This is a genomic window from Erythrobacter mangrovi, from assembly GCF_013260645.1.
Lineage (GTDB): Bacteria > Pseudomonadota > Alphaproteobacteria > Sphingomonadales > Sphingomonadaceae > Qipengyuania > Qipengyuania mangrovi.
The window spans coordinates 864,115-890,272 of the sequence record NZ_CP053921.1 but is presented as its reverse complement, the minus strand read 5'-3'; the positions used below and the strand labels follow the sequence as shown (position 1 = coordinate 890,272).

General features: G+C 63.2%; 23 protein-coding genes and 1 pseudogene. 13 read left to right on the top strand and 11 right to left on the bottom strand.

Annotation, left to right across the window (positions count from 1 at the left end):
* Positions 1-24: 24 nt before the first annotated feature.
* Both HQR01_RS04665 and HQR01_RS04660 read right to left on the bottom strand, forming a co-directional pair.
* A complete protein-coding gene (locus HQR01_RS04665) occupies positions 25-1,566 on the bottom strand; it encodes a DUF389 domain-containing protein (RefSeq protein WP_173212988.1) in 1,542 nt (513 codons plus the stop codon).
* 86 nt (positions 1,567-1,652) lie between these two features.
* Complete coding sequence (locus tag HQR01_RS04660; RefSeq protein ID WP_173212987.1) at positions 1,653-2,762, bottom strand: citrate synthase; 1,110 nt, start codon at positions 2,760-2,762, stop codon at positions 1,653-1,655.
* Between the two features lie 77 nt (positions 2,763-2,839).
* Here HQR01_RS04660 and HQR01_RS04655 point away from each other — a divergent pair, with 77 nt between their 5' ends.
* Positions 2,840-3,907 carry a citrate synthase/methylcitrate synthase gene (locus HQR01_RS04655; protein ID WP_173212985.1) on the top strand — a complete coding sequence of 356 codons (1,068 nt, stop codon included), beginning with the start codon at positions 2,840-2,842 and terminating at the stop codon, positions 3,905-3,907.
* A gap of 7 nt (positions 3,908-3,914) precedes the next feature.
* Here HQR01_RS04655 and HQR01_RS04650 read toward each other — a convergent pair whose 3' ends face one another.
* Both HQR01_RS04650 and HQR01_RS04645 read right to left on the bottom strand, forming a co-directional pair.
* The gene (locus HQR01_RS04650) at positions 3,915-6,251 is read right to left on the bottom strand and encodes a DNA translocase FtsK (protein WP_173212983.1); all 2,337 of its coding nucleotides are present in this window, start codon (positions 6,249-6,251) and stop codon (positions 3,915-3,917) included.
* Between the two features lie 71 nt (positions 6,252-6,322).
* The gene (locus tag HQR01_RS04645) at positions 6,323-6,835 is read right to left on the bottom strand and encodes a thiamine phosphate synthase (protein ID WP_234030250.1); all 513 of its coding nucleotides are present in this window, start codon (positions 6,833-6,835) and stop codon (positions 6,323-6,325) included.
* Between the two features lie 22 nt (positions 6,836-6,857).
* Here HQR01_RS04645 and HQR01_RS04640 point away from each other — a divergent pair, with 22 nt between their 5' ends.
* The gene (locus HQR01_RS04640; RefSeq protein WP_173212980.1) at positions 6,858-7,520 is read left to right on the top strand and encodes a YggS family pyridoxal phosphate-dependent enzyme; all 663 of its coding nucleotides are present in this window, start codon (positions 6,858-6,860) and stop codon (positions 7,518-7,520) included.
* 7 nt (positions 7,521-7,527) lie between these two features.
* Here the strand turns inward: HQR01_RS04640 and HQR01_RS04635 are convergent, their stop codons facing one another.
* Positions 7,528-10,287, bottom strand: a complete 2,760-nt coding sequence (locus HQR01_RS04635) for a [protein-PII] uridylyltransferase (RefSeq protein ID WP_173212978.1) — start codon at positions 10,285-10,287, stop codon at positions 7,528-7,530.
* The gene (locus tag HQR01_RS04630) at positions 10,284-11,978 is read right to left on the bottom strand and encodes a class I adenylate-forming enzyme family protein (protein ID WP_173212976.1); all 1,695 of its coding nucleotides are present in this window, start codon (positions 11,976-11,978) and stop codon (positions 10,284-10,286) included. Before HQR01_RS04630 ends, HQR01_RS04635 begins: the two co-directional genes overlap by 4 nt.
* 165 nt (positions 11,979-12,143) lie before the next feature.
* Here HQR01_RS04630 and lgt point away from each other — a divergent pair, with 165 nt between their 5' ends.
* Genes lgt through HQR01_RS04615 form a run of 3 tightly spaced genes read left to right on the top strand, consistent with a single transcriptional unit; the run spans position 12,144 to position 14,547 of the window.
* Positions 12,144-13,052, top strand: a complete 909-nt coding sequence (lgt, locus tag HQR01_RS04625; RefSeq protein WP_173212974.1) for a prolipoprotein diacylglyceryl transferase — start codon at positions 12,144-12,146, stop codon at positions 13,050-13,052.
* Positions 13,049-14,131, top strand: a complete 1,083-nt coding sequence (locus HQR01_RS04620; RefSeq protein ID WP_173212973.1) for a class I SAM-dependent methyltransferase — start codon at positions 13,049-13,051, stop codon at positions 14,129-14,131. The genes lgt and HQR01_RS04620 overlap by 4 nt, the downstream gene beginning before the upstream one ends.
* Positions 14,132-14,133: 2 nt before the next feature.
* Positions 14,134-14,547: a DUF2147 domain-containing protein gene (locus HQR01_RS04615; protein WP_173212971.1), complete on the top strand. Its 414-nt coding sequence runs from the start codon at positions 14,134-14,136 to the stop codon at positions 14,545-14,547.
* Here the strand turns inward: HQR01_RS04615 and HQR01_RS04610 are convergent.
* From HQR01_RS04610 to HQR01_RS04595, 4 genes are all read right to left on the bottom strand, one after another.
* Positions 14,544-16,079: an ABC transporter permease/substrate-binding protein gene (locus tag HQR01_RS04610; protein ID WP_173212970.1), complete on the bottom strand. Its 1,536-nt coding sequence runs from the start codon at positions 16,077-16,079 to the stop codon at positions 14,544-14,546. The two genes, HQR01_RS04615 and HQR01_RS04610, sit on opposite strands and share 4 nt — an antisense overlap.
* On the bottom strand, positions 16,076-16,843 hold the full coding sequence (locus HQR01_RS04605; protein ID WP_173212968.1) for an ATP-binding cassette domain-containing protein: 768 nt from the start codon (positions 16,841-16,843) through the stop codon (positions 16,076-16,078). The genes HQR01_RS04610 and HQR01_RS04605 overlap by 4 nt, the downstream gene beginning before the upstream one ends.
* Entirely contained in the window at positions 16,840-17,292 is a 453-nt protein-coding gene (locus HQR01_RS04600) for a hypothetical protein (RefSeq protein ID WP_173212966.1), read from the bottom strand. The genes HQR01_RS04605 and HQR01_RS04600 overlap by 4 nt, the downstream gene beginning before the upstream one ends.
* A 64-nt stretch (positions 17,293-17,356) precedes the next feature.
* Positions 17,357-18,883, bottom strand: a complete 1,527-nt coding sequence (locus HQR01_RS04595) for a sensor histidine kinase (protein WP_173212965.1) — start codon at positions 18,881-18,883, stop codon at positions 17,357-17,359.
* Positions 18,884-19,034: 151 nt separating this feature from the next.
* Between HQR01_RS04595 and HQR01_RS04590 the strand changes: the two genes are divergently transcribed.
* A complete protein-coding gene (locus HQR01_RS04590) occupies positions 19,035-20,204 on the top strand; it encodes an isovaleryl-CoA dehydrogenase (protein WP_173212963.1) in 1,170 nt (389 codons plus the stop codon).
* Here the strand turns inward: HQR01_RS04590 and HQR01_RS04585 are convergent.
* Positions 20,201-20,737 (bottom strand): GNAT family N-acetyltransferase, encoded by a 537-nt coding sequence (locus HQR01_RS04585; RefSeq protein ID WP_173212961.1) that lies wholly within the window; start codon positions 20,735-20,737, stop codon positions 20,201-20,203. The two genes, HQR01_RS04590 and HQR01_RS04585, sit on opposite strands and share 4 nt — an antisense overlap.
* 87 nt (positions 20,738-20,824) lie before the next feature.
* Here HQR01_RS04585 and HQR01_RS04580 point away from each other — a divergent pair, with 87 nt between their 5' ends.
* From HQR01_RS04580 to HQR01_RS04550, 7 genes and pseudogenes are all read left to right on the top strand, one after another.
* Positions 20,825-22,432, top strand: a complete 1,608-nt coding sequence (locus tag HQR01_RS04580; protein ID WP_173212959.1) for a carboxyl transferase domain-containing protein — start codon at positions 20,825-20,827, stop codon at positions 22,430-22,432.
* Positions 22,433-22,676: 244 nt separating this feature from the next.
* Positions 22,677-23,159 carry a hypothetical protein gene (locus HQR01_RS04575; protein WP_173212957.1) on the top strand — a complete coding sequence of 161 codons (483 nt, stop codon included), beginning with the start codon at positions 22,677-22,679 and terminating at the stop codon, positions 23,157-23,159.
* A gap of 40 nt (positions 23,160-23,199) precedes the next feature.
* A pseudogene (locus tag HQR01_RS04570) lies at positions 23,200-23,402 on the top strand (carboxyl transferase domain-containing protein); the annotation flags it as partial.
* A 233-nt stretch (positions 23,403-23,635) separates the two neighbouring features.
* The gene (locus tag HQR01_RS04565; protein WP_173212953.1) at positions 23,636-24,073 is read left to right on the top strand and encodes a retropepsin-like aspartic protease; all 438 of its coding nucleotides are present in this window, start codon (positions 23,636-23,638) and stop codon (positions 24,071-24,073) included.
* Between the two features lie 104 nt (positions 24,074-24,177).
* Positions 24,178-24,597, top strand: coding sequence for an endonuclease domain-containing protein (locus HQR01_RS04560; protein ID WP_234030249.1), 420 nt, complete (start codon positions 24,178-24,180; stop codon positions 24,595-24,597).
* Positions 24,598-24,654: 57 nt separating this feature from the next.
* On the top strand, positions 24,655-25,290 hold the full coding sequence (locus HQR01_RS04555; protein ID WP_173212951.1) for a 1-acyl-sn-glycerol-3-phosphate acyltransferase: 636 nt from the start codon (positions 24,655-24,657) through the stop codon (positions 25,288-25,290).
* Entirely contained in the window at positions 25,280-26,083 is an 804-nt protein-coding gene (locus HQR01_RS04550) for a DUF1295 domain-containing protein (protein ID WP_173212949.1), read from the top strand. Before HQR01_RS04555 ends, HQR01_RS04550 begins: the two co-directional genes overlap by 11 nt.
* The last annotated feature ends 75 nt before the right edge of the window (positions 26,084-26,158 follow it).

The following is a 26,158-nucleotide window of genomic DNA, read 5'->3' as shown; positions in this document are numbered from 1 at the left end:
TGATGATCGGAAGGCCGAATGGCGTCAGTTGAGTGTCCAGGTTGCGGTCACGATTGAGCCCGGCTCAGCCCGGCTGGTGACTTGGATACCGGCCAGTTCAAGCCGCGCTACAAGCGGAGCCAGAGCTGCCTCGGGACCAGATAGGGCGACCGGATTTCCAGTGCGTCTTGCCGCCCATTCGATCAGTGATAAGGCTTGCGTGCCGGAGTCATCTGGCTTGTCGCCATCCAGCGTGATCGTGGGGAGCGGCTGTAGCGGTGGGCGCAATTGCACGGTCCAACCCGGCGTGGTGCGCCCGAGGCGGCGCTCGAGCTCGCGATAGCCAGCTAGACGCAAGCCTTCGAGCGGGCGCGCGGTCGCCAGCGCACGTCTGCTCTCGCGATCGACCATCACATCATTGCGTTCCACCCCGGCTATCAGTGCCAGGTTCTGGGCCAGGTCGGCGATCTGGCGCTCGCTTGCCTCGGCGGCCTCGCGCGCGCGGGCTTGCGCTAGGGCCGCCTGCTCCGCTGCACCCGGATCGGTGCCGACCTGGAACTGGTCGACCGTAACGGTCACTGGACGACCAAGCCGCCGCTCTAGCCGCCGAGCGATCTCTGCATCTGCGTCCGCCCTGAACTCGGGTGTGAACACGCTCGCAGTGATTGCAACGGGTTCGACGTCCCAGTCGACAACGGGCTGGTCCACCCGCGCGCGCTTGGTGAATGCGTCGGCGACCTCCTGGTTCACGATGCGCTGGCCGTTGGCTTCCCAAGCGATTGTCCGCAACGAAAAGCCCAGCGGGACAGCCAGAGCGACAAACACGGTGACAATGACCAGCGATTGCAGCCGGCTTTGCCGTTCGGTCAGGCCGGATCGATAGCCATAGATCCGGGCCATTACGGCTGCCGTCAGCGCTATCGTCACGAGGTTGGTGATGAACAACCCCAGCGCGCCGCCGAAGACGGTCCAATTGGCTGTGGCGAGTCCGAAACCGACGACCGCCAGCGGCGGCATCAGCGCGGTGGCAATGGCGACGCCTACGATCGTGCCCTCGCGCCCGCGGATGAGTGCGTAGCTGCCAGCGAGTGCGGAGAACAACGCGACCAGCAGATCGAACAGGTTTGGACGGGTGCGCGCAGCGATCTCGGCGGTTACCGTCTGCAGCGGCGAGGAGACAACAATCAGGGCGCAGAACAGAACTGCCAGCGCACTGCCTACTGCGAGCGCTTTCCCGCAACGCCTGAGCCAGTGGGTGTCGCCCGTCGCGAGGGCAAAGCCGGTGCCGATGATCGGATTCATGAGCGGCGAAAGCAGCATGGCCCCGATGACGACTGCCGGGGAGGACAGCAGCAAGCCGAGAATCGCGATGCCCGCCGACATCAGTGTCATGAAGATGTACCGGCTCGTCAGTAGCGATTCGACGCGGACGTTCTCGATCGTGCGCGCATGGTCGGTTTGGCCGACGATCGCTTCGCGCCACCATGTCTGGAGTTCGACGAGAGCCCGCAAGAGGGTGTTGCGACTCAGTGGTGGGCGCGGCTTGGCTTCCACCTCGACTGCACCGGTTTCCGACGCTTCAGGCATTGATGCAGGGCCCTCCCCTCTTCCTTGGCCCGACTATCCTTAATGCGAATCTTGGCAATGATCGCCGAGAATCTACCATCACGGCCCTACGCGGCTGCACGGTATATCCCGCGGGGCCGAATGATGGCGCCTGACTCCATCTGCTCCATTGCGTGCGCGGCCCAGCCCACCGTCCTGGCAATAGCGAACAGCGAGAAGGTCGAGTTGGGAGGCCAGCCATGCGCGCGGGCCGCCGCCAGAATGGCGAAATCCACGTTGGGAAGAGCGTCCCCTGTTTCGGAGGCAGCGCGGGAGAGCCGGTTGAGCGCCTCATCCGGTTCGAAAGTGGCGAGGATCGCCTTCGCTCGCGGATCCCCGGCAGGGTAGAGTGGATGGCCGAATCCCGGCAAAGGCAGGCCGGATGCAAGCCACCGATCGACCGCAGCCGTAGCGCCCCTCGTTTCGCTCTCTCCCAGCAAGGCATCGAGTGCGGCGCCTGCCCCGCCGTGCTTCGGCCCCGACAAGGTGGCTAGGCCGGCCAGGATGCATGCGGGCATCGAAGCCCCTGTCGACGCGGCGATCCGTGCGGCGAAAGTCGAGGGGTTGAGCTCATGATCGGCGAGCAGCACGAGGATGCGCCGCACGCACTCTGCACCCGGACCGCCGCTTCCGAATGCCTCCGCAAGGCGGAGATGCATCGGTCCCGTACCCTTCGCTCCCTGACTTGCCGCAATGGTGGAGACCGCTGCGCAGGCTTCCTGCGCAAGCTTTTCGCGACTTCGCCCTACGGTCGGGCGCGCCGTCCGGGCGAGTTCGGCCACGGCCATGAAGGGATCGTCGGCAGGGGCGCAGGCCGGAAATTCTACTGCGTCGACCTGCCACAGAAGCGCAGCAACCTGCTCAAGCGTGCGGTCCTGCGCCAAGGCGGCGGCGCTCAGCTCGCGATAGATCAGCTCACCCTCGCGCACGGTCGAAATGGAAGTTGGAAGGGTCGGTTCACCCCAGGACAGCGTACTGGCGGCGATCGCAGCGGTCGCGCGCCCTCGTTTGCGGCGCTTGGCCAAGGCTTCGACATCGGCACTGCGATAGAGGCTGCGACGCGGATCGTCATCCTGCGCGGTCCGGCCCACCAGCCCGCGGCTGGCATAGGCATAGAGCGTCTGCGGCTTGACGCCCAGCCGTGCAATGGCCTCCTCGCGGGTCATCCATTCATTCATATTGATTATATTGATCAAGATTGATTCACTTGTCGAGGTCCTCCAGTTTGACGTCAACACAATTCGGAGGAACGAAGATGGCAAGCGGACTTGAAGGCGTGGTGGCGGCGGAAACAGTGTTGTCCGACGTGCGTGGCGAAGTCGGAGAACTGGTGATCCGCGGCTATCGGCTGGATGAGCTGGCCGGACGCAGGAGCTTCGAGCAGGTCGCACACCTGTTGTTCGCGGGATTCTTCGACAACCTCCCTGATGAACAGGTCTTCGCCGCACGGCTGGGGAGCACCCGAGCCGAATTGTTTGACGCCATTCACCCTGCCCTGCCTGGCCTTGCGCAGCTGCCGCCCTACGACGGAGTTCGTGCCCTTGTGGCCGGTTTGGCTGACACGTCCGGACTCGACGACGCATTCCGGCTCCTGGCGCTTCCAGCGGTCGCCTTGCCGGCACTGGTCAGGCAGCGTGATGGGCTCGACCCGATCTTCCCTGATCCCACGCTTGGCCACGCTGCCGACGTCGTCCGCATGCTTGGCCGCGATGCGGGGGCTGGCGCGCTCGATGCCTATCTCGCCACCGTCTCGGATCATGGGCTCAATGCTTCGACCTTCGCGGCGCGCGTGGTCGCATCGACCCAGGCCGGCCTCACCTCGGCCGTGCTGGCGGGCTACAGTGCGCTCAAGGGACCGCTCCACGGTGGTGCGCCCGGACCAGTGATCGACATGCTCGACGCGATCGCTGAAGAGGGAGATGCCGCCGCCTGGATCTCCCGCGCTTTCGACCGCGGTGATCGCCTCATGGGCTTCGGCCACCGCATCTACCGCACCCGCGATCCGCGTGCCGATGTGCTCAAGGCCCAGGTTGCGAAATTGGCGGGTTCAAGCGAACGCCTCGCTTTCGCCGAACAGGTCGAACAGGTCGCACTCGCCGAACTGCGCCGCCGCAAGCCTGACCGGGTTCTGGATACGAACGTCGAGTTCTACACGGCCCTGTTGCTTGAGGCGGTGGGCTTCCCCAAGGATTGCTTCACCGCCGTCTTCGCCATGGGTCGCACCGCGGGCTGGCTGGCGCATGCTCGCGAACAGGCAATGACCGGACGCGTGATCCGTCCTGCGTCACGTTACATCGAGCCACCCCGCCAGCAGGCCGCGTGATCCGGGACTAGATCGGATTGCCGTCGCGATCGCGGAAGATTTCGCGGCGGCCGACGTGATTGGCGGGTCCGACCAGGCCTTCCTCTTCCATCCGCTCGATCCACTTGGCGGCGGTGTTGTAGCCGACGCCCATCTGACGCTGGAGCCATGAGCCCGAGGCCTTCTGGTTCTCGAACACGATTTGGCAAGCCTGGCGATATTTGCGCTCTTCCGGGTTGTCGGAGGCGGTGAACTCGTCCTCGAAGTTGAAGCCGAAACCGTCTTCAGGCTCTTCGGTCACCGCATCGACATAATCCGGCTTGCCCTGCGCCCGCCAGTGATCGGCCACTCGCTCGACCTCCTCGTCCGCCACGAAGGGGCCATGGACACGGATCATCGCGCCGGTGTTGGGCTTGTAGAGCATGTCGCCCTTGCCCAGCAGCTGTTCGGCGCCCTGCTCGCCCAGGATGGTGCGGCTATCGATGCGGCTGGTCACCTTGAAGCTGATGCGTGTGGGCAGGTTGGCCTTGATCACGCCGGTGATGACGTCCACCGAGGGGCGCTGCGTCGCCATGATCAGGTGAATGCCGGCCGCGCGTGATTTCTGCGATAGGCGCTGGATCAGGACCTCGATTTCCTTGCCGACCGTCACCATGAGGTCGGCCAGCTCGTCGACGATCAGCACGATCAGCGGCAGCGGTTCGTAATCGAGCTGTTCTTCCTCATAGAGCTCCTCGCCTGTCTCCGGATCGAAGCCGGTCTGCACCCGTCGGCCGAGCGGCTTGCCTTTGGCAATGGCGCCGCGGATCTTCTCATTGAAGCCGGCGATATTGCGCGAGTTGACGCTCGACATCATGCGATACCGGCGCTCCATCTCTTCGACCGCCCATTTGAGCGCTCGTACCGACTTGTGCGGCTCGGTCACCACGGGCGAGAGCAGGTGCGGGATGTCGTCGTAGGTCTTGAGCTCGAGAACCTTGGGATCGATCAGGATTAGCCGGCACTCGTCGGGTGTGAACCGATAGAGCAACGACAGCAGGATTGCGTTCAGTCCGACCGACTTGCCTGAGCCGGTGGTGCCCGCCACCAGCAAGTGCGGCATGGCCGCCAGATCAACGACGATCGGTTCGCCGGCGATGTCCTTGCCCAGGATCATCGGCAGTGTGCCCTTGTTGTCGACGAATGCGGCGCTGGCGGCGAGCTGCTTGTAGCTGACCATCTGGCGATCCGCGTTGGGCAATTCGATGCCGATCACGGTCTTGCCCGGGATCGGAGACACGCGCGCAGAGATCGCCGACATGTTGCGCGCGATATCCTCGGCGAGCCCGACCACCCGGCTGGCCTTGATGCCCGGTGCGGGCTCCAGCTCGTACATCGTGACCACCGGGCCGGCGCGTACCGCGGTAATCTCGCCCTTGACGTTGAAGTCGTCGAGTACGTTCTCGAGCAGGCGCGCATTGCGTTCCAGCGCCATCTTGTCGAGCTTGGGCACGGCGTGTTCGGGCGGATCGTCGAGCAGGTCGAGACTGGGCAGCTGGAAGCTCGCGAACATGTCGCGCTGCTTCGCCTTGGCCGGACGCGGGCTGGCAGGTGCCGGCGCCGGATCCGCGATTTCGGGGCTTCGGCGCGGCTGGAGCAGGGCCACCTCTTCCTCATCGCCTTCACCACCCAGCGCCTTGGCGCGCTTCTGGCGCTTGGGCACCAGTGGCAGGTCGATGTCGGCGATCTGCGGGGTCTTCTTCACGAAGTCGGGAAGGGTGAGGAACTGCAGCCAGTCGATCGCGAAGACGCGGGTGACGAGTGCGATCCCGCCACCGAGCGAGAGCAGCGCCAATGCCAAGGTAATCCAGCCCGAAATACCTTCGCCAAAGCGATCCGAAATGCCCTCGATCGCGAGCCCGCCAAGCTGCCCGAACAGTCCGCCCAGGCCGGCGGGAAGCGAGCCTGTGGCGGGATCGAAAAGCAGTGCCAGCACCGTCCCCAACAGCACCATTGCGGCGAGCAGCATGGCGAATGGTCCCCACCAGCGGCCGGGGGTCTCTTCTTCGTTGGCGTCTTCCACGCCGGTCCACAGGCGCCGTGCGGAAATATAGAGCAGCGGCAAAAGCAATACTGCCGGCAGGCCGAGGAAATTGAGGGCGCGTTCAGCCGCCCATGCGCCGCTTGCGCCCATCCAGTTGCGGATGTCGGTCCCTGCCGCCGCGGTCGAGGGACTCGGATCGGTCTGGGTATAGCTCGCCAGCGCGAGCGCGAAGAACAGCAGCAGAGCGAATAACAGGCCTGCCCCGCCCATATGCAGCGCGCGGCGCATCGAGCGGCGGAATGCCGCCCGCCAGTCGGGTGCTGCGCCTGCGCGCGTGGCCATTTGTATTCCCCTGATCCGTCGAGAGCCTGCAGTATGAATCCTCGGGGACTCCGAGGTCAAGGAATGTTCGATCAACCGAGTCCGTCGATCGCCCCCCAGCGAGGCCAATCGAGTTCGCCGGCGCGCTCATGGGTCATTCCCCCAAGGGCGATGACCGGCACCGGGGATTGTCGGGCGAGGACGCGAAAGCGGTGAACGCCGAGGGTTGCTGCATCGGGATGCGAGGCGGTGGGAAAGACCGGTGACAGGAAGATGCCATCCGCCTTGGCGCCGATGGCAGACTGCAATTCATCGCCGTCATGCGCTGTCGCCAGGCGCAGGCCGTTACTGAGGCGATCGGGCGGGCCATACGTGCCGTCCGCGCCCCAATCCTCGGTGCCGGATAGGATGACAAGATGTCCGCACTCGCGCGCGATCTGGGCCAATTCTTCGTAACGCTGGCGACGCGCACCTCCCTGGAGGTGATAATGGCGGAAGACGAAGCCGGAACCCCGGGGCAGGGCGCGTAAGGCGCCAGGAAGTCCCGCGTCATTGCGCGCATCGGACAGGAGCCACAACAGCGGGAGGGACTGGCGCCTCGGCATGGGGGCGTTATAGCGCCTCGCCATGGAAAAGGCAGAGACCCCGCTTCAGCAAGTGCATGCCACTATCGCGAAGGTATGCAAGATCGCGCGCCGCAAGGCGGACGACGTAACCTTGATTGCGGTCAGCAAGACGCATGCAGCCGATGCGATCGTACCGTTGCTGGAACAAGGACAGCGCCATTTCGGTGAAAATCGTGTGCAGGAAGCCCAAGGCAAGTGGCCAGCCCTGCGCGAACGCTATCCGGATATGACGCTGCACCTGATCGGTCAGTTGCAATCGAACAAGGCCGAAGATGCGGTGCAGCTGTTCGACTGTATCCATTCGCTCGACCGGCCCAGTCTGGTCACCGCTCTGGCCAAGGCCTTCGACAAGGTCGGGCGGAAGGTACCGTGCTTCGTTCAGGTCGATGTGGGCGAGGAACCGCAAAAGGGCGGGTGCCCGGTTGCGGAGTTACCCGCGCTGCTTGACCAGGTTCGCGCGGCGGAGATCCCACTGGCCGGACTGATGTGCATACCGCCGTTCGAGATCGAGCCCGCGCCCTTCTTCGCCTTCCTCGACAAGCTTGCCCGCGACCACGGCCTGGACGGCCGGAGCATGGGGATGAGCGGCGACTACGAAACGGCGATCATGCTTGGCGCGACCCATATCCGCGTCGGCACCGCGCTGTTCGGAGAGCGCGGCTAGCGGCGCGCTAGGCGTTTTCGAGCTTGTCCTGCAAGGCGTCGCTGGCGGCTTCGATCAGCGCCTTCTCGATCGCGTCCATGCGTTCGCCCGCGCTAAGCTTGTGACCCGTCAGGTCGGTCACATAGAACGTGTCCGCTGCTCGTTCGCCGTAGTTCGTGATGTGTGCCGAGTGGACCACCAGGCGTTGCTCGAACAGCGTGCGGGCGAGCCGGTTGAGGAGCGCCGGCCGGTCGCGTGCGTTGACCTCGATAACGGTGAATCGGTTCGAGGCCTTGTTGTCGAACAGGACGCGGGGGCTGACGTCGAACACGCGCGCGCGACTGTGCGCCAGCGGGCGCTGTGCCAGGCGAGGGGCAAGATCGACCCGGTTTGCCAGCGCGTCGCCGATGCTCTTCTTGAGCCGGTCGAGCTGGCTCCTTTCGGCGAAGGCCCCGCCATGCGGATCCTGCACCAGGAAATTGTCCAGCGCCCAGCCCTGCCGGGTAGTGTGAATGCGCGCATCGATGATGTTGCCGCCGGCAAGGTGGATGCCACCCGCGATGCGATAGAACAGGCCGGGATGATCGGCGGCGATCACGGTCACCAGTGTGGCGCCGCGCGCCTCGTAGAATTCGCAATGCACCGAAAGCTCGTGCGCCTGCTCGCGCGCGGCGGCATATTGCACCAGGTTCTGCGCGATGATGTCGACCGGCTCAGCGATCCAGTAGGCATCGCCCAACGTCGCTGCGAGCTCCTCGACGAGGTGCGCCTGCTTGCCCAGGAGTTCCGAGACCTGTTGCTGCTTTCCGGCAATGCGGTGTTCGCGCCCTTCACGCATGTGTCCCAGTCGCAGGCGCTCGCTCGAGACGTCGTATAATTCGCCGAGCAACTGGCCCTTCCAGCTGTTCCAGGTTCCCGGCCCGACCGCGCGGATATCGACCGCGGTAAGGATGGCGAGGTGGCGCAGCCGTTCTGCGCTCTGCACCTCACCGACGAAATCCTCGATCGTCTTGGGGTCGGTAAGGTCGCGTTTCTGCGCCGTACGGCTCATCAGCAGGTGGTTCAGCACCAGCCAGGCGACCAGTTCGGTTTCGCTCTCGGTCATGCCGAAGCGTGGGCACAGGTCGCGCGCGACCTCCGCCCCGAGCACCGAATGATCGCCGCCGCGTCCCTTGGCGATATCGTGCAAGAGCGCTGCAACATAGGCGACGCGGCGCGAATTGACCTTGTGAATCAATCGCGTCGCGCGCGGGTGATCTTCCGCCAGTTCACCCTTTTCGATCTTGTTGAGCAGGCCGATGGCACGAATGGTGTGCTCGTCCACCGTATAGTGGTGGTACATGTCGAACTGCATCTGCGCGTTGACCTTGCCGAAATCGGGCACGAATTTGCCCAGCACCCCGGCCTCATTCATCCAGCGCAGTACCAGTTCGGGATCGTTGCGCCCGGTGAGCAGGTCGAGGAACAGCGCGTTGGCGCGTGGGTCCTTGCGCACGGCATTGTCGATCAAGCTGCTGTCACGATCGGCTTGCCGCATGGCTTCGGGATGGAGTTCGAGCTCTTCTGCTTCGGCCAGTTGGAAGATTTCGACCAGTCGCACCGGGTCCTTGCGGAACCAGTCATCCGAAGGCGCCGCGATCTTGCCGCCGAACACCTTGTAGCCCTTGAGGTTGCGTCCGCGTTGTTTCCAGCCGGCGAAGAAGCCCGACTTGGCGCTCCTGGCGGCGAACTGCTCGTCGATATGGGCAAGGAAGACGCCGGTCAGCGATCCGACCCGTTTGGCGTGGAGGAAATAGAGCTGCATGAAGCGCTCGACGGCGCTTTTGCCGGGGCGTTCGGCGAAGTTCATCCGCTCGGCGATCCGCCTCTGCATGTCGAAAGTCAGCCGGTCCTCGGTCCGACCGGTCAGCACATGCAGGTGGCACCGCACTGCCAGCAGGAAGTTCTCCGCGCGGCGGAAGCTGCGATATTCGGCGGGGGTGAACAGGCCAACGTCGACCAGTTCTGCGGCTGCCCGGACACGGTGGATGAACTTGCCGATCCAGTAGAGCGTGTGGAGATCGCGCAGGCCACCCTTGCCGTCCTTCACATTGGGCTCGACGACATAGCGGCTGTCGCCCATCCGCTTGTGCCGCGCGTTTCGTTCGGCCAGCTTCTCCGTGACAAAGGCGCGTTCGTTGCCGCGCACGACTTCGCGCTCGAAGCGCCTCACGCCTTCATCGTAGAGTTCGCGGTCGCCCCAGACGTAGCGCCCCTCGAGCTGCGCGGTGCGGATGGTCAGGTCATCCTTTGCCATGCGCAGCGCCTGGTCGACGGTGCGAGTCGAATGACCGACCTTCAGCCCGAGGTCCCACATCATGTAGAGCATGGCCTCGACCACCTGCTCACACCAGGCCGTGCCTTTGCCGCCGGTAATGAAGGCGATGTCGACATCCGACTGCGGGGCCATTTCGGCGCGCCCGTAGCCCCCAACCGCCATGATCGCGAGGCGTTCGGCCTTGGAGCGGTTGGCGGCGGGATAGACGTGGGTGACCGCGTAATCGTGGATCACGCGGACCAGCTGGTCGATCAGGAACGCGTGGCCCCCTGCACATTCGTGGCCTGCGGATGGCTTGGCTGCCAACCGGCGCGCGAGCTCGCTGCGCCCGGCCTCGAGCGCGGCCTTGAGCGTCGCGACCACCTTGGGCCGTGCCTTGTCGCCATACTCCGCGACCAGCGTGTCGATGGTTCCGGCAAGTTCGCGCCGGTCGACGATCGCGCGCTGGGCTGGGATGCGGGTCGAATTCAAGCGGCGAGGTACTCCTTGCCGAATGTCGCCTTGACGGTGCGCTTGTCGACCTTCTGCGTGCCCAGCCGCGGCAGTTGCTCGGTGCTTTGCCAGATCAGCGAGGGCACCTTGAACGCAGCGATATGCTGGCGCAGGAAAGCCTGCAGTTCTTCCGGCGAAAGCGACTTGCCCGGATGGAGGTAATAGACCGCCGCGGGGACCTCGCCGAAGCGTTCGTCAGGCAAGCCGAAAACACTGCATTCTGCGACGTCTGGGTGGGCGTAAATCGCCTCTTCCACTTCGATGCAGGCGATGTTCTCGCCGCCGCGGATGATGATGTCCTTCTTGCGGTCGACGATGAAGAGGTACTCGTCCTCGTCGAGGTAGCCGAGGTCGCCGGTGCGGAAATATCCGTCATCGGTATAGGCCGCCGCAGTGGCTTCTTCGTTCTTCCAATAGCCAAGGAAGTTGCACACTGATCGTATCGACACTTCGCCAACCTGTCCGCGGGAGAGAGGCTTTCCATCATCGTCGAGGATCGCGAGGTCGACCAGCGGCTTCGACGGCATGCCGGTCGAACCGGGCTTGGCGAGGTAATTCTCGTTGAGGTTACCGCAGCCGACACCATTGGTCTCGGTCAGGCCATAGCCGAGCAGTGGGAAGCCTTCGGGGAACGCATCGCGGATACGCTCGACATGCTCGACCGGGCGCGGGGCGCCACCGGCAGCGAAGCTCTTGCACTGCGAGAGGTCGTATTTGTCGCGGTCGGGATGCGTGGCGAGCTCGTAACTCATCAGCGGCACGCCGACGAAATAGGTAATCTTTTCCTCGTCGAGCAGGCGCAGCGCCTCGCCGGCGTCCCATTTGGGCATAAGTACCAGCTTGCGACCGATAGCGAACGACTGGAGGAGTACCGGTACTTCGCCGGTGACGTGGAACAATGGCACGGTGACCAGCGCGCTTGGCTGGACGGTCGGTGCCTCGCCACGTTCGGTCATCAGGCCAAGCATCATCGCCGTCTGGCAAATGTAATTCATCACGCCGGAAACGACGCCCAGGTGGTCGGAATAGGCCCCCTTGGGAAAACCGGTCGAACCCGAGGTATAAAGGATCGTCGCCAGGTCATCGGGGCCGATCTCGGCCAGCAGCTTGGCAGCCGTATCGCCTGCTTCCCAAATCGGAGCGAGACCGGTTGCCGGATCCCCATGGTCGAACACAACGACCTTGGCGGAATGATCGATGCCTTCAAGTCGTGCAGCACGCTGCGGATCGGCCAGGACCAGTGAACAGTCGCACAGGTCGATACCGTAAGCGAGTTCCTCCCCGGTCCACCAGCCGTTGAGCAGCGAGGTGCAACCGCCCGCCATCAACGTGCCCATATAGGCGAGGATCCAGTTGATCGAATTGCGTGCGGCGATGCCGACGCGATCGCCCTTCTTGAGCCCGTGCTTGGTCACCAGGCCATGCGCGACATGGGCAGCAGCAGCGTAGATCTCGCCAAAGGTCATCCGCATGTCGCCGTCGACGAGGAAGACCGTGTCCTTATGTTCGTTACAAAAGTGCGCGAAGTAGTGGGCAAGGCTGGGTGGGGCGTTTTTGAAAGCCGGCGTCGTGACGCCACGGCGCTCGATATCGATCAGCTCGAACATCTGGCCAGGGGCGGTAACCGCGTCGGTGAAGCGATGGATATCCTTGTCGAGTTGGGTGGGCATCGGTCCTCTTTAGTCCTCTCCAATTCCGGCGCGCGGCTTCATTGCGGAGCCCGCACGCTCAATTGCGGCTCGACGCAGGCTTTCCCCAAAACCCCTGCTATGCCAAAAGCCGCCCCGATGGGTCGCCGGTTGCGGCCTTGGACACGTCTCTAAGGGGATTACCACTTGCTGTCACTACTGGCCGCATCGGGCGCAACGGACCCGATCTATTGGCAGGATCTCGGGCTCAAGCCGTACCTGTTTGAGATCGGCAGCTTCCAGCTGCGCTATTATTCGCTCGCCTATCTCTTGGGCATATTGCTGGCCTACTGGCAGCTGTCGAAGATGATCAAGTCGCCCGGCAGCCCAATGGCGCAACGCCATGTCGACGATCTGTTCTTCTACTGCACCCTGGGGGTCATTCTTGGCGGACGGCTGGGCTACGCTGCCTTCTATACCGGCGGCGACACCGGCAAGCCGAGCCTGTTCACGCACTTCACCCCTGGGGAAGCGGTCAGCTGGGATCTGCTGCGCCTGTGGGATGGGGGGATGAGCTTCCACGGCGGGGTGATTGGCGTTCTGCTCGCAATCACCTGGGTTTCGTGGCGTGGCGGGCTCAACTGGCTACGCATCTGCGACTACGTCGCGGTCAATGTGCCTCTGGCCTACATGCTCGGTCGTTTCGCCAATTTCATCAATGGCGAGCTGTGGGGCCGCGCAAGCGACGTGACTTGGGCGATGGTCTTTCCCGGCGGCGGCGACGTCGCCCGCCATCCCAGCCAGCTCTACCAGGCCGGCCTCGAAGGCCTGCTGCTTGGTGTGTTGGTAATCGCGCTGTTCTGGAAGACTCGTGCACGCTACCGGCCGGGCCTGCTGGTCGGGCTTTTCACGATCGGCATGGGAATCGGCCGCTTCGTCAACGAATTCTTCCGTGAACCTGACGCGCAGCTGGCGCAGTTCGCGCAGGAGACGGGACTCTCGATGGGCCAATGGCTCAGCCTGCCGATGATAGCGGTTGGCGTGGCGGTGCTGGCTTATGCGCTGGCCCGCCCGCCGATCGGCACTGCTCGTGCGCCCAGCCCGAACCCGGCATGAGCGACAGCGGAGCAGGCGATCTTGCGGAAAGCTTTCGCCGGCTGATCCGTAACCACGGCCCGCTCCCCGTGTCGCGCTACATGGGCGAAAGCAATGCGCGCTACTATTCGACGCGCGATCCCTTGGGCGCGGCGGGGGATTTCGTCACCGCGCCCGAGGTGAGCCAGATGTTTGGCGAGATGGTTGGGTTGTGGCTGGCCGATATCTGGCAGCGTGCGGGTCGGCCGACCGATGCGATCTATGTCGAGCTGGGCCCCGGGCGCGGGACGTTGGCCAAGGACGCGCTGAGGGCGATGGCCAGTCAGGGCCTGCGACCAGAGGTTCACCTTGTCGAAGGCTCTGCGACGCTGCGCGCGGTCCAATCGGGCGTGCTCGCCGACGTCCGGTTTCACGATACGATCGATACGCTCCCGGCTGAGCGGCCATTGCTGCTGGCCGCAAACGAATTCCTTGATGCGCTGCCGATCCGCCAACTCGTGATGACGGGTGATGGCTGGCGCGAGCGGATGATCGCTCTTGATGAAGATGGAGCGTTCGCCTTCGCCGCTGGACCCAACCCGATGGACGAGGCCGTGCCTGAGGCGCTTCGAACCGCCGAGCCCGGTACGGTGATTGAAACCTGTCCTGCCGCGGCGGCCCTGATCGAGGCACTTGCCCAGCGGCTCGATGTGCAGGGCGGCGCGGCACTGTTCATCGATTACGGGCATCTCGCCCAGCAGACGGGATCGACGCTGCAGGCTGTTCGCGGGCACAACAAGGTTGGCGTGTTTGAGAGGCCGGGAGACATGGACCTCACCGCTCATGTCGACTTTGCAATGCTGGTCGATATTGCCCGGCGAAGTGGCCTCGCCACTGCTACTGCCACCCAGGGCCAGTGGCTTTCCGCCATGGGTATCGGGCTGCGGGCTCAGGCCCTCGCAACCCGTTTTCCCGATCGTTCGAACGAGGTTCAGGTAGCGTACGACAGGTTGGTTGGTGCCGACGCCATGGGCGAATTGTTCAAGGTAATGGCGCTGACTGCGCGTGACTGGCCCCGCGGGGCAGGCTTCGACGAGGGGCAGCGCCGAACGAAGGAGTAGTGATGAAGCGAGCCGCCGCGATCGTAGCCGCCCTGTTCGCCTGCGTGCCGCTATCTGCTGCAGAGCCTATTCAGGGCCGTTGGGTAACGGGCGAGAAGGATGCGGTTGTCGCCATAGCCCCCTGTGGGCCAAAGCTTTGTGGTCGTATCGATCGCTTCCTCGTCGCGCCGCCGAAAGGTGTCGATCAGCGCGACGTCAACAACAAGGACCCCGCCCTGCGCAACCGCAAGCTATTGGGCATGGCGATCCTCTCCGAATTTACCGAGGAAAGCGATCTTTGGCGCGGTACAATCTATGATCCAAAGAGCGGGAAAACCTATCGATCGGTCATCCGCCGCAAGGGCGCCAATGTGCTGGAAGTCAAAGGCTGCCTTGGGCCGTTCTGTCAAACCCAGACCTGGCAAAGGGCCCGCTAAAGGCCCGAACGCCTTGCCAGCAGCCTGGCGGCATCGTCGAAGGACAGCTTGTCCACGCCGCGATCCACGGCGAAATTCGCTTCGCGCATGGCCTCCACCGGGATGGCGCCGACAAGCGGCATGAGGGCAGTCACGATCCTGGCGTCCTTGCCGGTTTTCGGCGCAAGCAGGATAATGGCGTCGTAGTTGGGGAAAGCGCGTTCGGGATCAGCCAGGATTACGAGATCGTCGGCCTCGATCCGACCGTCAGAAGTGTACCCGCTGATGACGTCGGCTTCACCGGATTGCAGCGCATTGTACATGAAAGTCGGTGCAAAATTGCGTTCGTAGGCGAAGCGTAGGCCATAGGTCCTGCGCACGGCATGCCATTCGGGCCGTTCGAAAAACTCGGGATCGCCGCCGATTGTCAGTTGCGGAGCCGAGCGGGCAAGGTCCTCGATCGAGTGGACACCAAGCGCTTCTGCGCGATCCCGTCGCATGGCGAGGCCATAGGCGTTCTCGAACCCCAATCGCCCCAGGATGTGCGATCCGCTGGTGCGGTTCTCCCAAGCGACAATCTCCGCCAGCATCTTGTCGCGGTCGGGATTGTCCTTGCGATCCATGTGGTTCGTCCAGATGGTCCCGGTATAGTCGACAAGGACATCGATCGCCCCTGTCGCAACCGCCTGGTGCGCGATCGCCGAACCCAGCCCGTCGCGATAATCGACCGCATAGCCCGCCTGTTCAAGGCGCTGACCGATCAGTCGCGCGAGGATATATTGCTCGGAGAATCCCTTGGCGCCGATGACGATCCGGCGATCTTCGCCTGCATCCAGCTGCGCGGTCAGGGCCAATGTGACGCCAACCAGCACAGCGGCCAGCCCGCCCAACCAAAGGCCTCGGCGTCGCGTGGCCAGCCCGCGCTCGATCAGGCCGAGAAGCATATCAGCGGTCAGCGCCAGTCCCGCGCTGCCAATGCATCCGGCCAGCACCAATGCCCAGTTTTGTGTCTGCAATCCGGCGAATATTGGGTCACCCAGGCTCTTCTGCCCAATGGTTGTGGCCAAGGTTCCCGCGCCAACGGTCCATACTGCCGCGGTGCGGATGCCCGCCATCACGTAGGGGGCTGCCAATGGCGCTTCGACCAGACGCAGACGCTGCCAGTCGCTCATTCCCACCCCATGCGCAGCTTCGATCACCCCGGGATCGAGGTTGGCCAGGGCGGTCACCGCGTTGCGCAAGATTGGCAGCAGTGCGTAGAGTGCCAGCGCCAGTAGGGCGGGCAGGAAACCGAGCGTCGGCAGGCCCTCCCCGAAGATTGCGCGCAAGCTCAGCAGGATAGGGAAGAAGAGCGCCAGCAAGGCCAGCGCCGGGACCGTCTGTACGAGGCTGGCGAAACCCAGGGTCGCGCGGGCGACCGTGGGTGAACGACCTGCCCAAACCGCAAGTGGCAAGGCTACGGCGATGCCCAAGGCTATGGCTGATACGGATAGCAGGACGTGCGCGGCGAGATGGTCGCCCAGCATGAGTATGTTGGTCCACAACTCGCTCATCGGGCCAGTTCCGCGAGCCGGTCGGCCTGCGCACGCGGTACCGCGACCAGCTTTTGGGCGACCGGGCCGCCAGCCCCTTCGAGCAGCGCATGCGGAACCTCGTCGGCGACGATTGTACCGCGATCCATCACCAGCACACGGTCGGCCAGCAACAGGGCCTCGGCCATGTCATGCGTGACCATCACCGTGGTCAGGCCGAGCTCGCGGTGGAGCCCGCTGACACTTTCGCCCAAGGCGGCGCGGGTGATCGGGTCGAGCGCGCCGAAGGGTTCATCCATCAGCAGCAGGTGCGAGCCTCCAGCCAGTGCCCGGGCCACGCCGACGCGTTGGCGCTGGCCGCCCGAGAGCGCGTCGGGCATGCGGGAGACGATTGTCGGCTCCAGCTCGACCAGTTCGAGCAATTCCGCGATGCGAGTCTGTGTCAGCCGTTCGCCTGCAAGGCGCGGCCCGATTGCTATATTCTCGCCCACGGTCATGTGCGGGAACAGGCCGACCGATTGGAATACATAACCGACACTGCGGCGAAGCGCCGGCAGGGGCAGTGAGCTCACGTCCTGCCCTTCCAGGAGAACGGTTCCGGAGTCGGGCTCGACCAACCGGTTGACGGTCTTGAGCAGGGTCGACTTGCCCGAACCCGAAGCTCCCACCATTGCGACGAAGCTGCCACGCGCGATGGCCAGCGAAACGTCGCTGACGGCCTCGACCGCGCCGTAATCCTTCCGCACCTGGCGAAACTCGAGTGCCGGATCGGCAGGCTGCGTCACGCCGGGTTCTCGTCCTTTGGGTCAGCGGGTTCGTAGGCGACCGGTTCAAGCTCGACGCGGCGAGCCTCGGGGCCGCCGATTACGTCCATCGCCTTGCCGTGCATGCGCTCTGGCCGCCAGCATCGCTCTGCCCCGTTCTCGTCGTCCGGAGTGAAACACAGGCGGTTTTCACCCGCGAGGTCATAGGTCCATGTTCCCGTTTGCCATGGATCGCCATTGCGCAAGTCGCGATAGGTCCCGTCGCTGTCCAGGTAGGTGATGTACTGGCTTCCATCCCTGCCTTGCGCACGCCAGGCGGTCTCTGCGAAAGCTTGGGGTATGCCGGTTGAAGCCTGTTCGCCTGCCGCTGCGGTAGCCGATGCGGTCGTGGTATCGGATGGCGGTGGATCTGGTGCCTGCGCGCAACCGGGTATCGATAAAGCTAGTCCGATAAGCAACGCCTGACGCATGTCCCCACTCTCCGCTAGCCGGGGATACTACCACCTGAACGGCGCGATGCGAGTCCCACTGCAGTCAGGCAGAAACTCGGCTTGCCGCGACTGCGATTTCGATCGTCATCCCATCTTCGCGTAGATTGCGCTGAAAGTTACCGCCGAGCTGGTTCTCGATTGCCAGGCGCAGCAACCGTGAGCCGAAGCCTTCGCCGCCCGAAGGGGTGGTGGGCAAGCCGTCGCGGCTGGTTTCGCGCCAGGTGACGCGGAGCATGCCTTCCTCCAAATCGGGTGCCGCGATCTCGACCGCCACTTCGCCGCTATCGCTCGCCAGCGCGCCATACTTGGCCGAGTTGGTGGCCAGTTCGTGAAAGATCAGCGCCAGCGGCGTAGCAGCTCGTGGCCCGATCTCGATATCCGCCCCCGTCACCGTGACATGCCGCGCATCGCCGTGGTCATACGGCGCCAGCAAGTCACGCAGCAGGCCCTGCAGGCAGTCGCTGCTGCGACCCTCGACCGGTCGGACATAGTCGTGTGCGGTGCCAAGCGCGCGGACCGCAGTGCCCAGCTCGGTCGCAAACTCGGATAGCTCTGGCTTGCCTCGGGCGCGGATCGAAATGATCCCGGAAATCACCGCGAAGATGTTCTTGATCCGGTGCGACAGCTCGGCGGCGAGAAGATCCTTGGCCTGTTTCTCGCGGTGGACCGCATCGATGTCAGTCAGCACGCCGAACCACCGCGCTGGACCGGCTTTGGTCACCACGGGCACGACGCGCGACAGGACCCACCTCCACGAACCATCCGCCATGTGCAGTCGCCACTGGTCTTCAAAGGGCGTCACCGTACGGACCGCGGTGTTCCATCTCTCGAGCGAAGCGGCAAAGTCTTCGGGATGGACGAAGGGGCGCCACGCGGTTGCCACCGCGGGAGGTGGACGCCCGGTCAGCTCTTCCCAGCGCGCGTTGAAATAGTCGAAATTGCCTGCGGCATCGGCCGAGAAGGCAATGTCGGGAACGCTGTCGATCATGCGCCGCAGCTGTGCTTCGCGCTGGTCGATCTCGTGTCTCGCTTCGAGGCTGAGGCGGCGTTGGCCCAGCCTGCGCATGACCGCCGCGCCCATGACGGCCAGTGCCTCGCGCTGTAGCTCCGTGAGGCCCGTGGGGCGGGGCACGGTGTCTATGACGCAAAGCGCGCCAAGCGGCGCTCCCTCTGCCGAGATCAGCGGATGGCCTGCATAGAAACGGATGTGTGGCGCAGCTGTGACCAGCGGATTGTCATGAAAGCGATCGTCGATGGTGGCGTCAGGAATGACCATCGCCTCGCTACCCAGCATCGCGTGCGCACAGAAACTGATCGGTCGCGGGGTCTCATCTTCGGCTAGGCCTAGTCGTGCCAGGAAGACCTGATGATCGCGTTCGATAACGGTGACCGCCGCAAGTGGGGTGGCGCAGATCCGCGCCGCCAAGGTTACGATGGCATTGAGCTCGGGATCCTCGACCAGGGCGGATGTGCCATGCGCGGCAAGCAGGGCCAGGCGAGCGTCGTCGCCACAAAGGGCCGTTGAGGGCGGTTCGCCCCGCGGCCAGAGATCCTCGATCCTCTGAAGCATGGTGCCGCAGTGGGAACACTACGGTGCTTCGTCGGCGAACACAAAGCAATTGCGCCTGTGTCAAATCCGTCCGTCATATCGGTTTGCCCCGCGCTGCCCGCTCCGCTACGGGCTCCGTCCAGAGACCATCGCGAACGCAGTAGGAGAGAACATGCGCGCGACCCCCGATTTCGATTTCCAGCTCGGCGATGCTGCCGACATGATCCGCGAGACCGTCGGCCGTTTTGCCGACGAGCAGATCGCCCCGCTCGCCGAGAAGGCCGACCGTGAGGACTGGTTCCCGCGTGACGAGCTGTGGACCGCCATGGGCGAGCTGGGCCTGCATGGTCTGACCGTGGAAGAGGAGTGGGGCGGGCTCGGCCTCGGCTATCTCGAGCACGTCATTGCCGTCGAGGAAGTGAGCCGCGCATCGGCCAGCATCGGCCTCAGCTACGGCGCGCATTCGAACCTGTGCGTCAACCAGATCCGTCGCTGGGGCAATGACGAGCAGAAGGCCAAGTACCTGCCCAAGCTGATCAGCGGCGAGCACGTCGGTTCGCTGGCGATGTCCGAGGCAAGCGCTGGGTCGGACGTGGTTTCGATGAAGCTCAAGGCCGAAGCGGTGCAGGGTGGCTATGTCCTCAACGGCACGAAGTTCTGGATCACCAATGCGACCTGCGCCGATACGCTGGTGGTCTATGCCAAGACCGATGGAGCGGCCGGTTCGCGCGGCATCACTGCCTTCCTGATCGAGAAGGACATGCCCGGGTTCAGTATCGGGCAGAAGATCGACAAGATGGGCATGCGCGGCAGCCCGACCGCCGAGCTGGTGTTCGACGATTGCGAAGTGCCCGAAGAGAACGTGATGGGTCCCGTGAACGGTGGCGTCGGCGTGCTGATGAGCGGTCTGGACTATGAACGCGTGGTGCTCGCTGGCTTGCAGCTGGGTATCATGCAGGCCTGCCTCGACACGGTCATTCCCTATTTGCGCGAGCGCAAGCAGTTCGGAAAGCCGATCGGCAGCTTCCAGCTGATGCAGGCCAAGGTGGCAGATATGTACGTCGCGCTGCAATCCGCGCGCGCCTATACTTATGCGGTCGCCAAGGCTTGCGATGCCGGCCAGACGACCCGCTTCGACGCTGCGGGTACGATCCTGCTGGCATCGGAGAATGCCTTCAAGGTTGCCGCCGAAGCGGTGCAGGCACTGGGCGGCGCGGGCTATACCAAGGATTGGCCGGTCGAACGCTATCTGCGCGACGCCAAGCTGCTCGACATCGGTGCGGGGACGAACGAGATCAGACGCATGCTAATCGGCCGCGAACTTATCGGGGCGGCGGGTTAGAGTCCCTTCCGCATCCGCACCAGCGGGACTTCGATGCCGTCGACTACGTCGATACGTGGTTCGATCTCGACATAGCCTGCAGCCTTGTAGAGCGGGACGCCGCTCATTGTTGCCATCAGTTCGACACTGGTGAAGCCGTGATCGCGGGCTGCGCCTTCGCAGAAATCGAGGATCATCTTCCCGATCCCGCGCCGGGCATGCTCGGGATGGGTATACATGGCACGGATACGCGCCGGATCGCTCATCGGGTCGAGCAGGCTGGCATTGCGCAGGTCGGTGCTATGATCGCCGCCATAGAGTGTGTTGCGATTGCTCCATCCGCCGCAGCCGACCGGTGTTGCCTCATCCTCGATCACGCAATAGGTCCGATCGGCGATCAGCTGCGTGTCGAGCCCCATGACCGCTCGGCTGGCGGCGATCTGCTCGGGCGATAGGAAGCCGCGCTGCAGCTGCTCGATCGCGAGGTCCATGATATTGCGTAGCGCCGGGATATCGTCTTCGGTCGCCCAGCGTGCGGTGAGTCCCTGGTCCATGAGCTTGCTTGTAGCTCGAGGAACGGAAGGGGGAAGTGGTGACGCACAACTTTGCAGCGCCGATTTTGGACGCTAGGGCTTCGCCCCATGACAGCCCCTGTGCTCACCACCAAGCTGGACCGCGAGGCGCCCGAGGCGAAGGCGCGGTTCGAACACAACAAATCGCTGGCCAGCGAATTGCGCGCCAAGGTTGCCGAGGCCGCGCTCGGTGGACCGGAGAAGCACCGCGAACGGCATGTGTCGCGCGGCAAGCTGCTCCCGCGTGACCGCGTCGAGCGCTTGCTCGATCCGGGCTCGCCTTTCCTCGAAGTGGGGCAACTCGCGGCCAACGGTATGTATGAAGGCGACGTCAACGGCGCCTCGATGATCGCGGGTATCGGTCGCGTCAGCGGGCGGCAGGTCATGATCGTTTGCAACGATCCGACCGTCAAAGGTGGCTCCTATTATCCGATGACGGTCAAGAAGCACCTGCGCGCGCAGGAGATTGCGCAGGAGAACCGCCTGCCTTGTATCTACCTCGTCGACAGTGGGGGGGCGAACCTGCCCTACCAGGCCGAGGTCTTCCCTGATCGCGACCATTTCGGGCGCATCTTCTTCAACCAGGCGAACATGAGCGCGCTCGGCATCCCGCAGATCGCCTGCGTCATGGGCAGTTGCACCGCGGGCGGGGCCTACGTCCCGGCCATGTCCGACGAGACCGTGATCGTGCGCGAACAGGGCACGATCTTCCTTGCCGGCCCGCCGCTGGTGAAAGCGGCGACGGGCGAGGAGATCAGCGCCGAGGACCTAGGCGGCGGGGATCTGCACGCGAAGAAGTCCGGCGTGGCCGATCATTTGGCCGAGAACGACGAGCACGCGCTCACCATCGTGCGCGATATCGTGTCGCACCTGGGCGCAAACACCGGCAAGGCTGCGAACGTGGAACTGCGCAACCCGCGCCCGCCGAAGTTCGCCGCCGACGATCTCTATGCCCTGATCCCCGAGGACGTCCGTGCGCCTTATGACGTGCACGAGGTGATCGCACGCATCGTCGATGGCAGCGAATTCCATGAGTTCAAGCAGCACTACGGTAGCACGCTGGTATGCGGCTTTGCGCATATCTGGGGCATGCCGGTGGCGATCCTTGCCAACAATGGCGTGCTGTTCTCCGAAAGCGCGCAGAAGGGCGCCCATTTCATCGAGCTCGCCTGCCAGCGCCGCATCCCGCTGCTGTTTCTGCAGAACATCTCCGGCTTTATGGTTGGCGGAAAATATGAGGCTGAAGGTATCGCCAAGCATGGGGCGAAGCTGGTGACAGCGGTCGCCACGGCCACCGTGCCCAAGGTGACTGTGGTCATTGGCGGCAGTTTTGGTGCGGGCAATTACGGAATGTGCGGCCGTGCCTACCAGCCGCGCTTCCTGTTCACTTGGCCCAATGCGCGGATCAGCGTGATGGGTGGCGAGCAGGCTGCATCGGTCCTTGCCACCGTCCACCGCGATGCCGACAATTGGACGCCTGAAGGGGCTGAGGCCTTCAAGGCCCCGATCCGCCAGAAATACGAGGACGAGGGCAATCCCTATTACGCCACCGCGCGGCTGTGGGATGATGGCGTGATCGACCCGATCCAGACGCGCGATGTGCTGGGCCTCGCCTTCGTCGCAACGCTGGAGGCCCCGATTGCAGAGCGACCCGCGTTTGGCGTGTTCAGGATGTGATAAACCCATGAGTGAGGGCCGCCCTCGAGAACACCCCCTGACCGATGTTCTTTGTTATGGCAGTTCTTCCTTTTGAGAACCCATCGACTCCATCGTCAAGAACCTTTCACGGCACCGCAGATACGGTCAGTATCGCCAAGAGATTGGCGATTTGCTCTGGGAGTGCTGGCCTAAGTGGCGATCTGGTGCCAAGAAAGGTGGTCCAGCCTAAGTACTGGAATTACTTGAGGATATAGAAAGACGAATGACATTTAGGCTTTCAACCGATCAGTTCTCTGACCGTCCGGTCGTCTCATTTGACGAGGTATCCGCGCTCTTGAAGGAACTTGACGCCCGCAAATACGAGTTTCTGATCCTCATCAGGGAAGAGCAACACTATATCCAGACCCTGCGACACGACTTTGGTTTTGACGTTGAGCGACGGAGCGGCGACGCGGAATCGCATGCGTTCGCCGCAAAGCCTGAATTCGATCCCGAAGCCAGCGCGCCCGACGCGACTGTAGCGACAGATGAAAACGTTCGGCATGCAGTCTTTGCGCGCGAAGAGGTGGAGGCGATTCTTCGGTCCTATTACCTCGGGACCCACAGCCCACTTGAGATCCGTTGGCACTCTTCCGGCATGGGCGAGATGCCCGAATCGAAACTGTTCTATGCGGTGGTGACACTGTTGATCTTCGGTGTTCCGATCGCGCTAGGGATCGGCATTGGATATTGGCTGTTCGGCTAGCCAAGCCGGCCACCCACTTCGTCTGTAATCCATATGGCGAGCCTGCCAGCGGCGTGTATCATTGTGTTCCTAAAGAATATCAGCGGCATCATTGCGGGAGGGAAATACGTGGCCGAAGGCATTGCCAAGCATGGGGCGAAGCTGGTGACTGCAGTTGCCACGGCCACCGTGTCTAAGATCACCGCGGTGATCGGCGGCAGTTTCAGTGCCGGGAATTACGGCATGTGTGGCCTCGCCTTCGCCACGACGCTGGAAGCCTCGATTGCGGAACGGCCCGCGTACGGTGTGTTCAGGATGTAGAAAGGTGAGGAAGGTACGGAAATATATAACAAAAACAGTAGGGTCGTTTAGTAGTGAGAGCAAAGTCGGGGTTCATCTTTGCATCGTTTATGGGGCTTGCAGCGTGCACCCAAGCTGTCATTAGGCCGCCTTCATCGGATATTGGCACATTTCTAACTAGACAGGGGTACCAAGCTGTGGAGCTGGCCAAGGTGCAGACTGGTCATGAGCTAATTGAGGTCACGATAAACGGGCGGCCCGGCCTGTTCGTTCTGGACTCGGGTGCAAGCGGGACAGTCATTCACGCGGCGTCCCTACACAAGTATTTCGACGATGTTGGGGATGTGGCTTCAATCAGGAACGGTTTCGGCGCGGGCGGAGAGGTTCAAATCAGTCGGCACGCGATAGACTCCTTTGAGATTGATGGCGTACCCTATCCTTTAGCAACAATAGCTTCGATAGACCTGCGCCATGTCGTCACCGGACTTGAAACGAGAGCGGGCGTTACAGTTGATGGCGTCGTAGGACAGGATCTCCTGACAAGCTTCAAGGGGATCATCGACGTATCGATGAGCAAGCTCTATCTCGAGCCGAAGAAGCCAGATAATCCGCCGGCGCCATCCACCCAGACCTAGAACCTGCTCGGCGGCTTCACGTCGAAGCCACATGCTATGTGTAAGAATTGTGACAGGTTTCACGAAGACTTGTCCGTTCCCTGACAGCGTGCGAGCCCACGTGGGTGAGCAGCGATTCGGACGGGGATCTCGTGACGACATCTGGTGGGGTGGTGACCGGGCAAGCGTCTGGTGGGCAGGTGGAATCCTACCTACCGGAAGCGTTGCTTTGGCGTGAACTGCGTGCCCGACCAAGCGGGCTCAAGTTCACTCGTCAGCGAGCGACGGGAAAGTATGTTCACGCCTTTTACTGCCGCGATGCTCGCCTTGCGATCGAGATCGAGGATGCGACAGTGGACGCAGAACGTGAGGAATGGCTTGGAAGGGCCGGGATCGCGACCATGACGCTTTCCCGCCGCTCCGTAATCGACGGCTCGCGCCATGCCGCGCAGCAGGTGATTGCGCGGGCGATGGACTTGCTTCCGCGGGATCATCCTGCACTCTCACGATTGGCCATGACCAACCCCAGAGGAAGTCAAAGCTAACCTGAAACCCTCTCGCTTTCCCTTACGTAGCTGCTAGGCAAGCTGCAGGGAGAGAAAATGTCGCAAGAACCGCGTCGCAAGCGATCGATCCTGTCGCGCATCGTGCGCCGGATCATCATGGTGCTCTATCGCTGGAAGGGCTGGAAGCTCGACGGGCACCTGCCGAATATACCTAAGTTCGTCATCGCCGGCGCGCCGCATACGTCGAACTGGGACTTCGTCTTCTTCATCGGTGCCACGGCCGAGGAAGGGGTCGAACCCAACTTCATGGGCAAGCATACGTTGTTCAAGGGAGCCATGAAGAGCTTCATGCTCGACATGGGCGGTATCCCGGTCGATCGGACCAAGCGCAGCAATGTCACCCAGCAGGTTGCCGAGGAGTTCGCGCGGCGCGATCGGTTGGCCCTGGTGATTGCGGCCGAAGGTACGCGCAGCTCGAACGGCGAATGGAAATCGGGTTTCTACAATATCGCCCGCGCGGCGAAGGTGCCGATCGTGCCCGCCTGGGTCTGCAACGAGCGTAATATCCTGGGCTTTGGGCCCCCGATCGTCCCAAGCGCGAAATACGGCGAAACCTTGCTGGAAATCGCGCGTTTCATGCGTTCGAAGCTACCTGATTATGGGCGCTACAAGGTGCTTGAGGCACAGGCGCTGCGGCTGGTTGAAGAGGAGGGGGCGCCGGATGATCCTTGAAGCTCTTGTCGCCAATGCGGCGATACTGCTGGGCGTCACGCTGATCCTGTGGGTCATCGCGGTCCAGATCGACGACGTGTCCTTCATCGACAGTTTCTGGGGCTTCGGCATGGCGCTGATGGCGTTCACCAGTTGGATGCAAGTCCAGCGGCCGGGGCCGCTTGCTACCCTGTTGATGGCGATGGCGGTGATCTGGGGGCTGCGCCTGTCGCTCTACCTGTTCCTGCGCTGGCGGCGGGAAGGCGAGGATACACGCTACGAGCGCATGCTGCGCAAGGATCGCGAGAAGGGCAACTTTGCACTTGCCGCGCTGACTAAGGTGTTCCTGGGGCAGGCGTTGCTGCTGTTCATGGTCTGCAGCCCGGCACAATACGGCATACTCGAAGCAGCTTCGATCGAACCGATCAGCGGACTGGCGTTGACCGGTTTAGCGCTGTGGGTCGTCGGTATGGGCTTCGAGGTGGTAGGCGATTGGCAATTGTCGCGGTTCAAGGCGAACCCCGCGAATAAGGGCAAGATCCTCGACACGGGCCTGTGGCGCTATACCCGGCATCCCAATTACTTCGGCGATTGCTGTGTGTGGTGGGGTATCTGGATTGCCTCGACTTCGGGCGGCTGGTGGGTCGCCGCGCTGACCGTGATCGGGCCGCTGTTCCTTACCTTTACCCTGACCCGCTGGTCGGGGAAGGCTTTGCTCGAAGCCGGGATGCGCAAGAAACACGGTGATGCCTTCGCCGATTATGTCGCGAAAACCAGCGGTTTCCTGCCATTACCGCCAAGGAAATCGCGGTAAGTCTCGATCTGGGGGTTTAACCCGCCGCGCGAGCCTCTAAATGGGGCCGACAGGCCGAGACGGGAGCTCCTTGCC

Excerpts from the sequence above, each read along its gene's own strand:
- HQR01_RS04665 (WP_173212988.1), bottom strand. The coding sequence starts at position 1,566 with ATGCCTGAAGCGTCGGAAACCGGTGCAGTCGAGGTGGAAGCCAAGCCG.
- HQR01_RS04660 (WP_173212987.1), bottom strand. The coding sequence starts at position 2,762 with ATGAATGAATGGATGACCCGCGAGGAGGCCATTGCACGGCTGGGCGTC.
- HQR01_RS04655 (WP_173212985.1), top strand. The coding sequence starts at position 2,840 with ATGGCAAGCGGACTTGAAGGCGTGGTGGCGGCGGAAACAGTGTTGTCC.
- HQR01_RS04650 (WP_173212983.1), bottom strand. The coding sequence starts at position 6,251 with ATGGCCACGCGCGCAGGCGCAGCACCCGACTGGCGGGCGGCATTCCGC.
- HQR01_RS04645 (WP_234030250.1), bottom strand. The coding sequence starts at position 6,835 with ATGCCGAGGCGCCAGTCCCTCCCGCTGTTGTGGCTCCTGTCCGATGCG.
- HQR01_RS04640 (WP_173212980.1), top strand. The coding sequence starts at position 6,858 with ATGGAAAAGGCAGAGACCCCGCTTCAGCAAGTGCATGCCACTATCGCG.
- HQR01_RS04630 (WP_173212976.1), bottom strand. The coding sequence starts at position 11,978 with ATGCCCACCCAACTCGACAAGGATATCCATCGCTTCACCGACGCGGTT.
- HQR01_RS04620 (WP_173212973.1), top strand. The coding sequence starts at position 13,049 with ATGAGCGACAGCGGAGCAGGCGATCTTGCGGAAAGCTTTCGCCGGCTG.
- HQR01_RS04615 (WP_173212971.1), top strand. The coding sequence starts at position 14,134 with ATGAAGCGAGCCGCCGCGATCGTAGCCGCCCTGTTCGCCTGCGTGCCG.
- HQR01_RS04610 (WP_173212970.1), bottom strand. The coding sequence starts at position 16,079 with ATGAGCGAGTTGTGGACCAACATACTCATGCTGGGCGACCATCTCGCC.
- HQR01_RS04600 (WP_173212966.1), bottom strand. The coding sequence starts at position 17,292 with ATGCGTCAGGCGTTGCTTATCGGACTAGCTTTATCGATACCCGGTTGC.
- HQR01_RS04595 (WP_173212965.1), bottom strand. The coding sequence starts at position 18,883 with ATGCTTCAGAGGATCGAGGATCTCTGGCCGCGGGGCGAACCGCCCTCA.
- HQR01_RS04590 (WP_173212963.1), top strand. The coding sequence starts at position 19,035 with ATGCGCGCGACCCCCGATTTCGATTTCCAGCTCGGCGATGCTGCCGAC.
- HQR01_RS04585 (WP_173212961.1), bottom strand. The coding sequence starts at position 20,737 with ATGGACCAGGGACTCACCGCACGCTGGGCGACCGAAGACGATATCCCG.
- HQR01_RS04580 (WP_173212959.1), top strand. The coding sequence starts at position 20,825 with ATGACAGCCCCTGTGCTCACCACCAAGCTGGACCGCGAGGCGCCCGAG.
- HQR01_RS04575 (WP_173212957.1), top strand. The coding sequence starts at position 22,677 with ATGACATTTAGGCTTTCAACCGATCAGTTCTCTGACCGTCCGGTCGTC.
- HQR01_RS04555 (WP_173212951.1), top strand. The coding sequence starts at position 24,655 with ATGTCGCAAGAACCGCGTCGCAAGCGATCGATCCTGTCGCGCATCGTG.
- HQR01_RS04550 (WP_173212949.1), top strand. The coding sequence starts at position 25,280 with ATGATCCTTGAAGCTCTTGTCGCCAATGCGGCGATACTGCTGGGCGTC.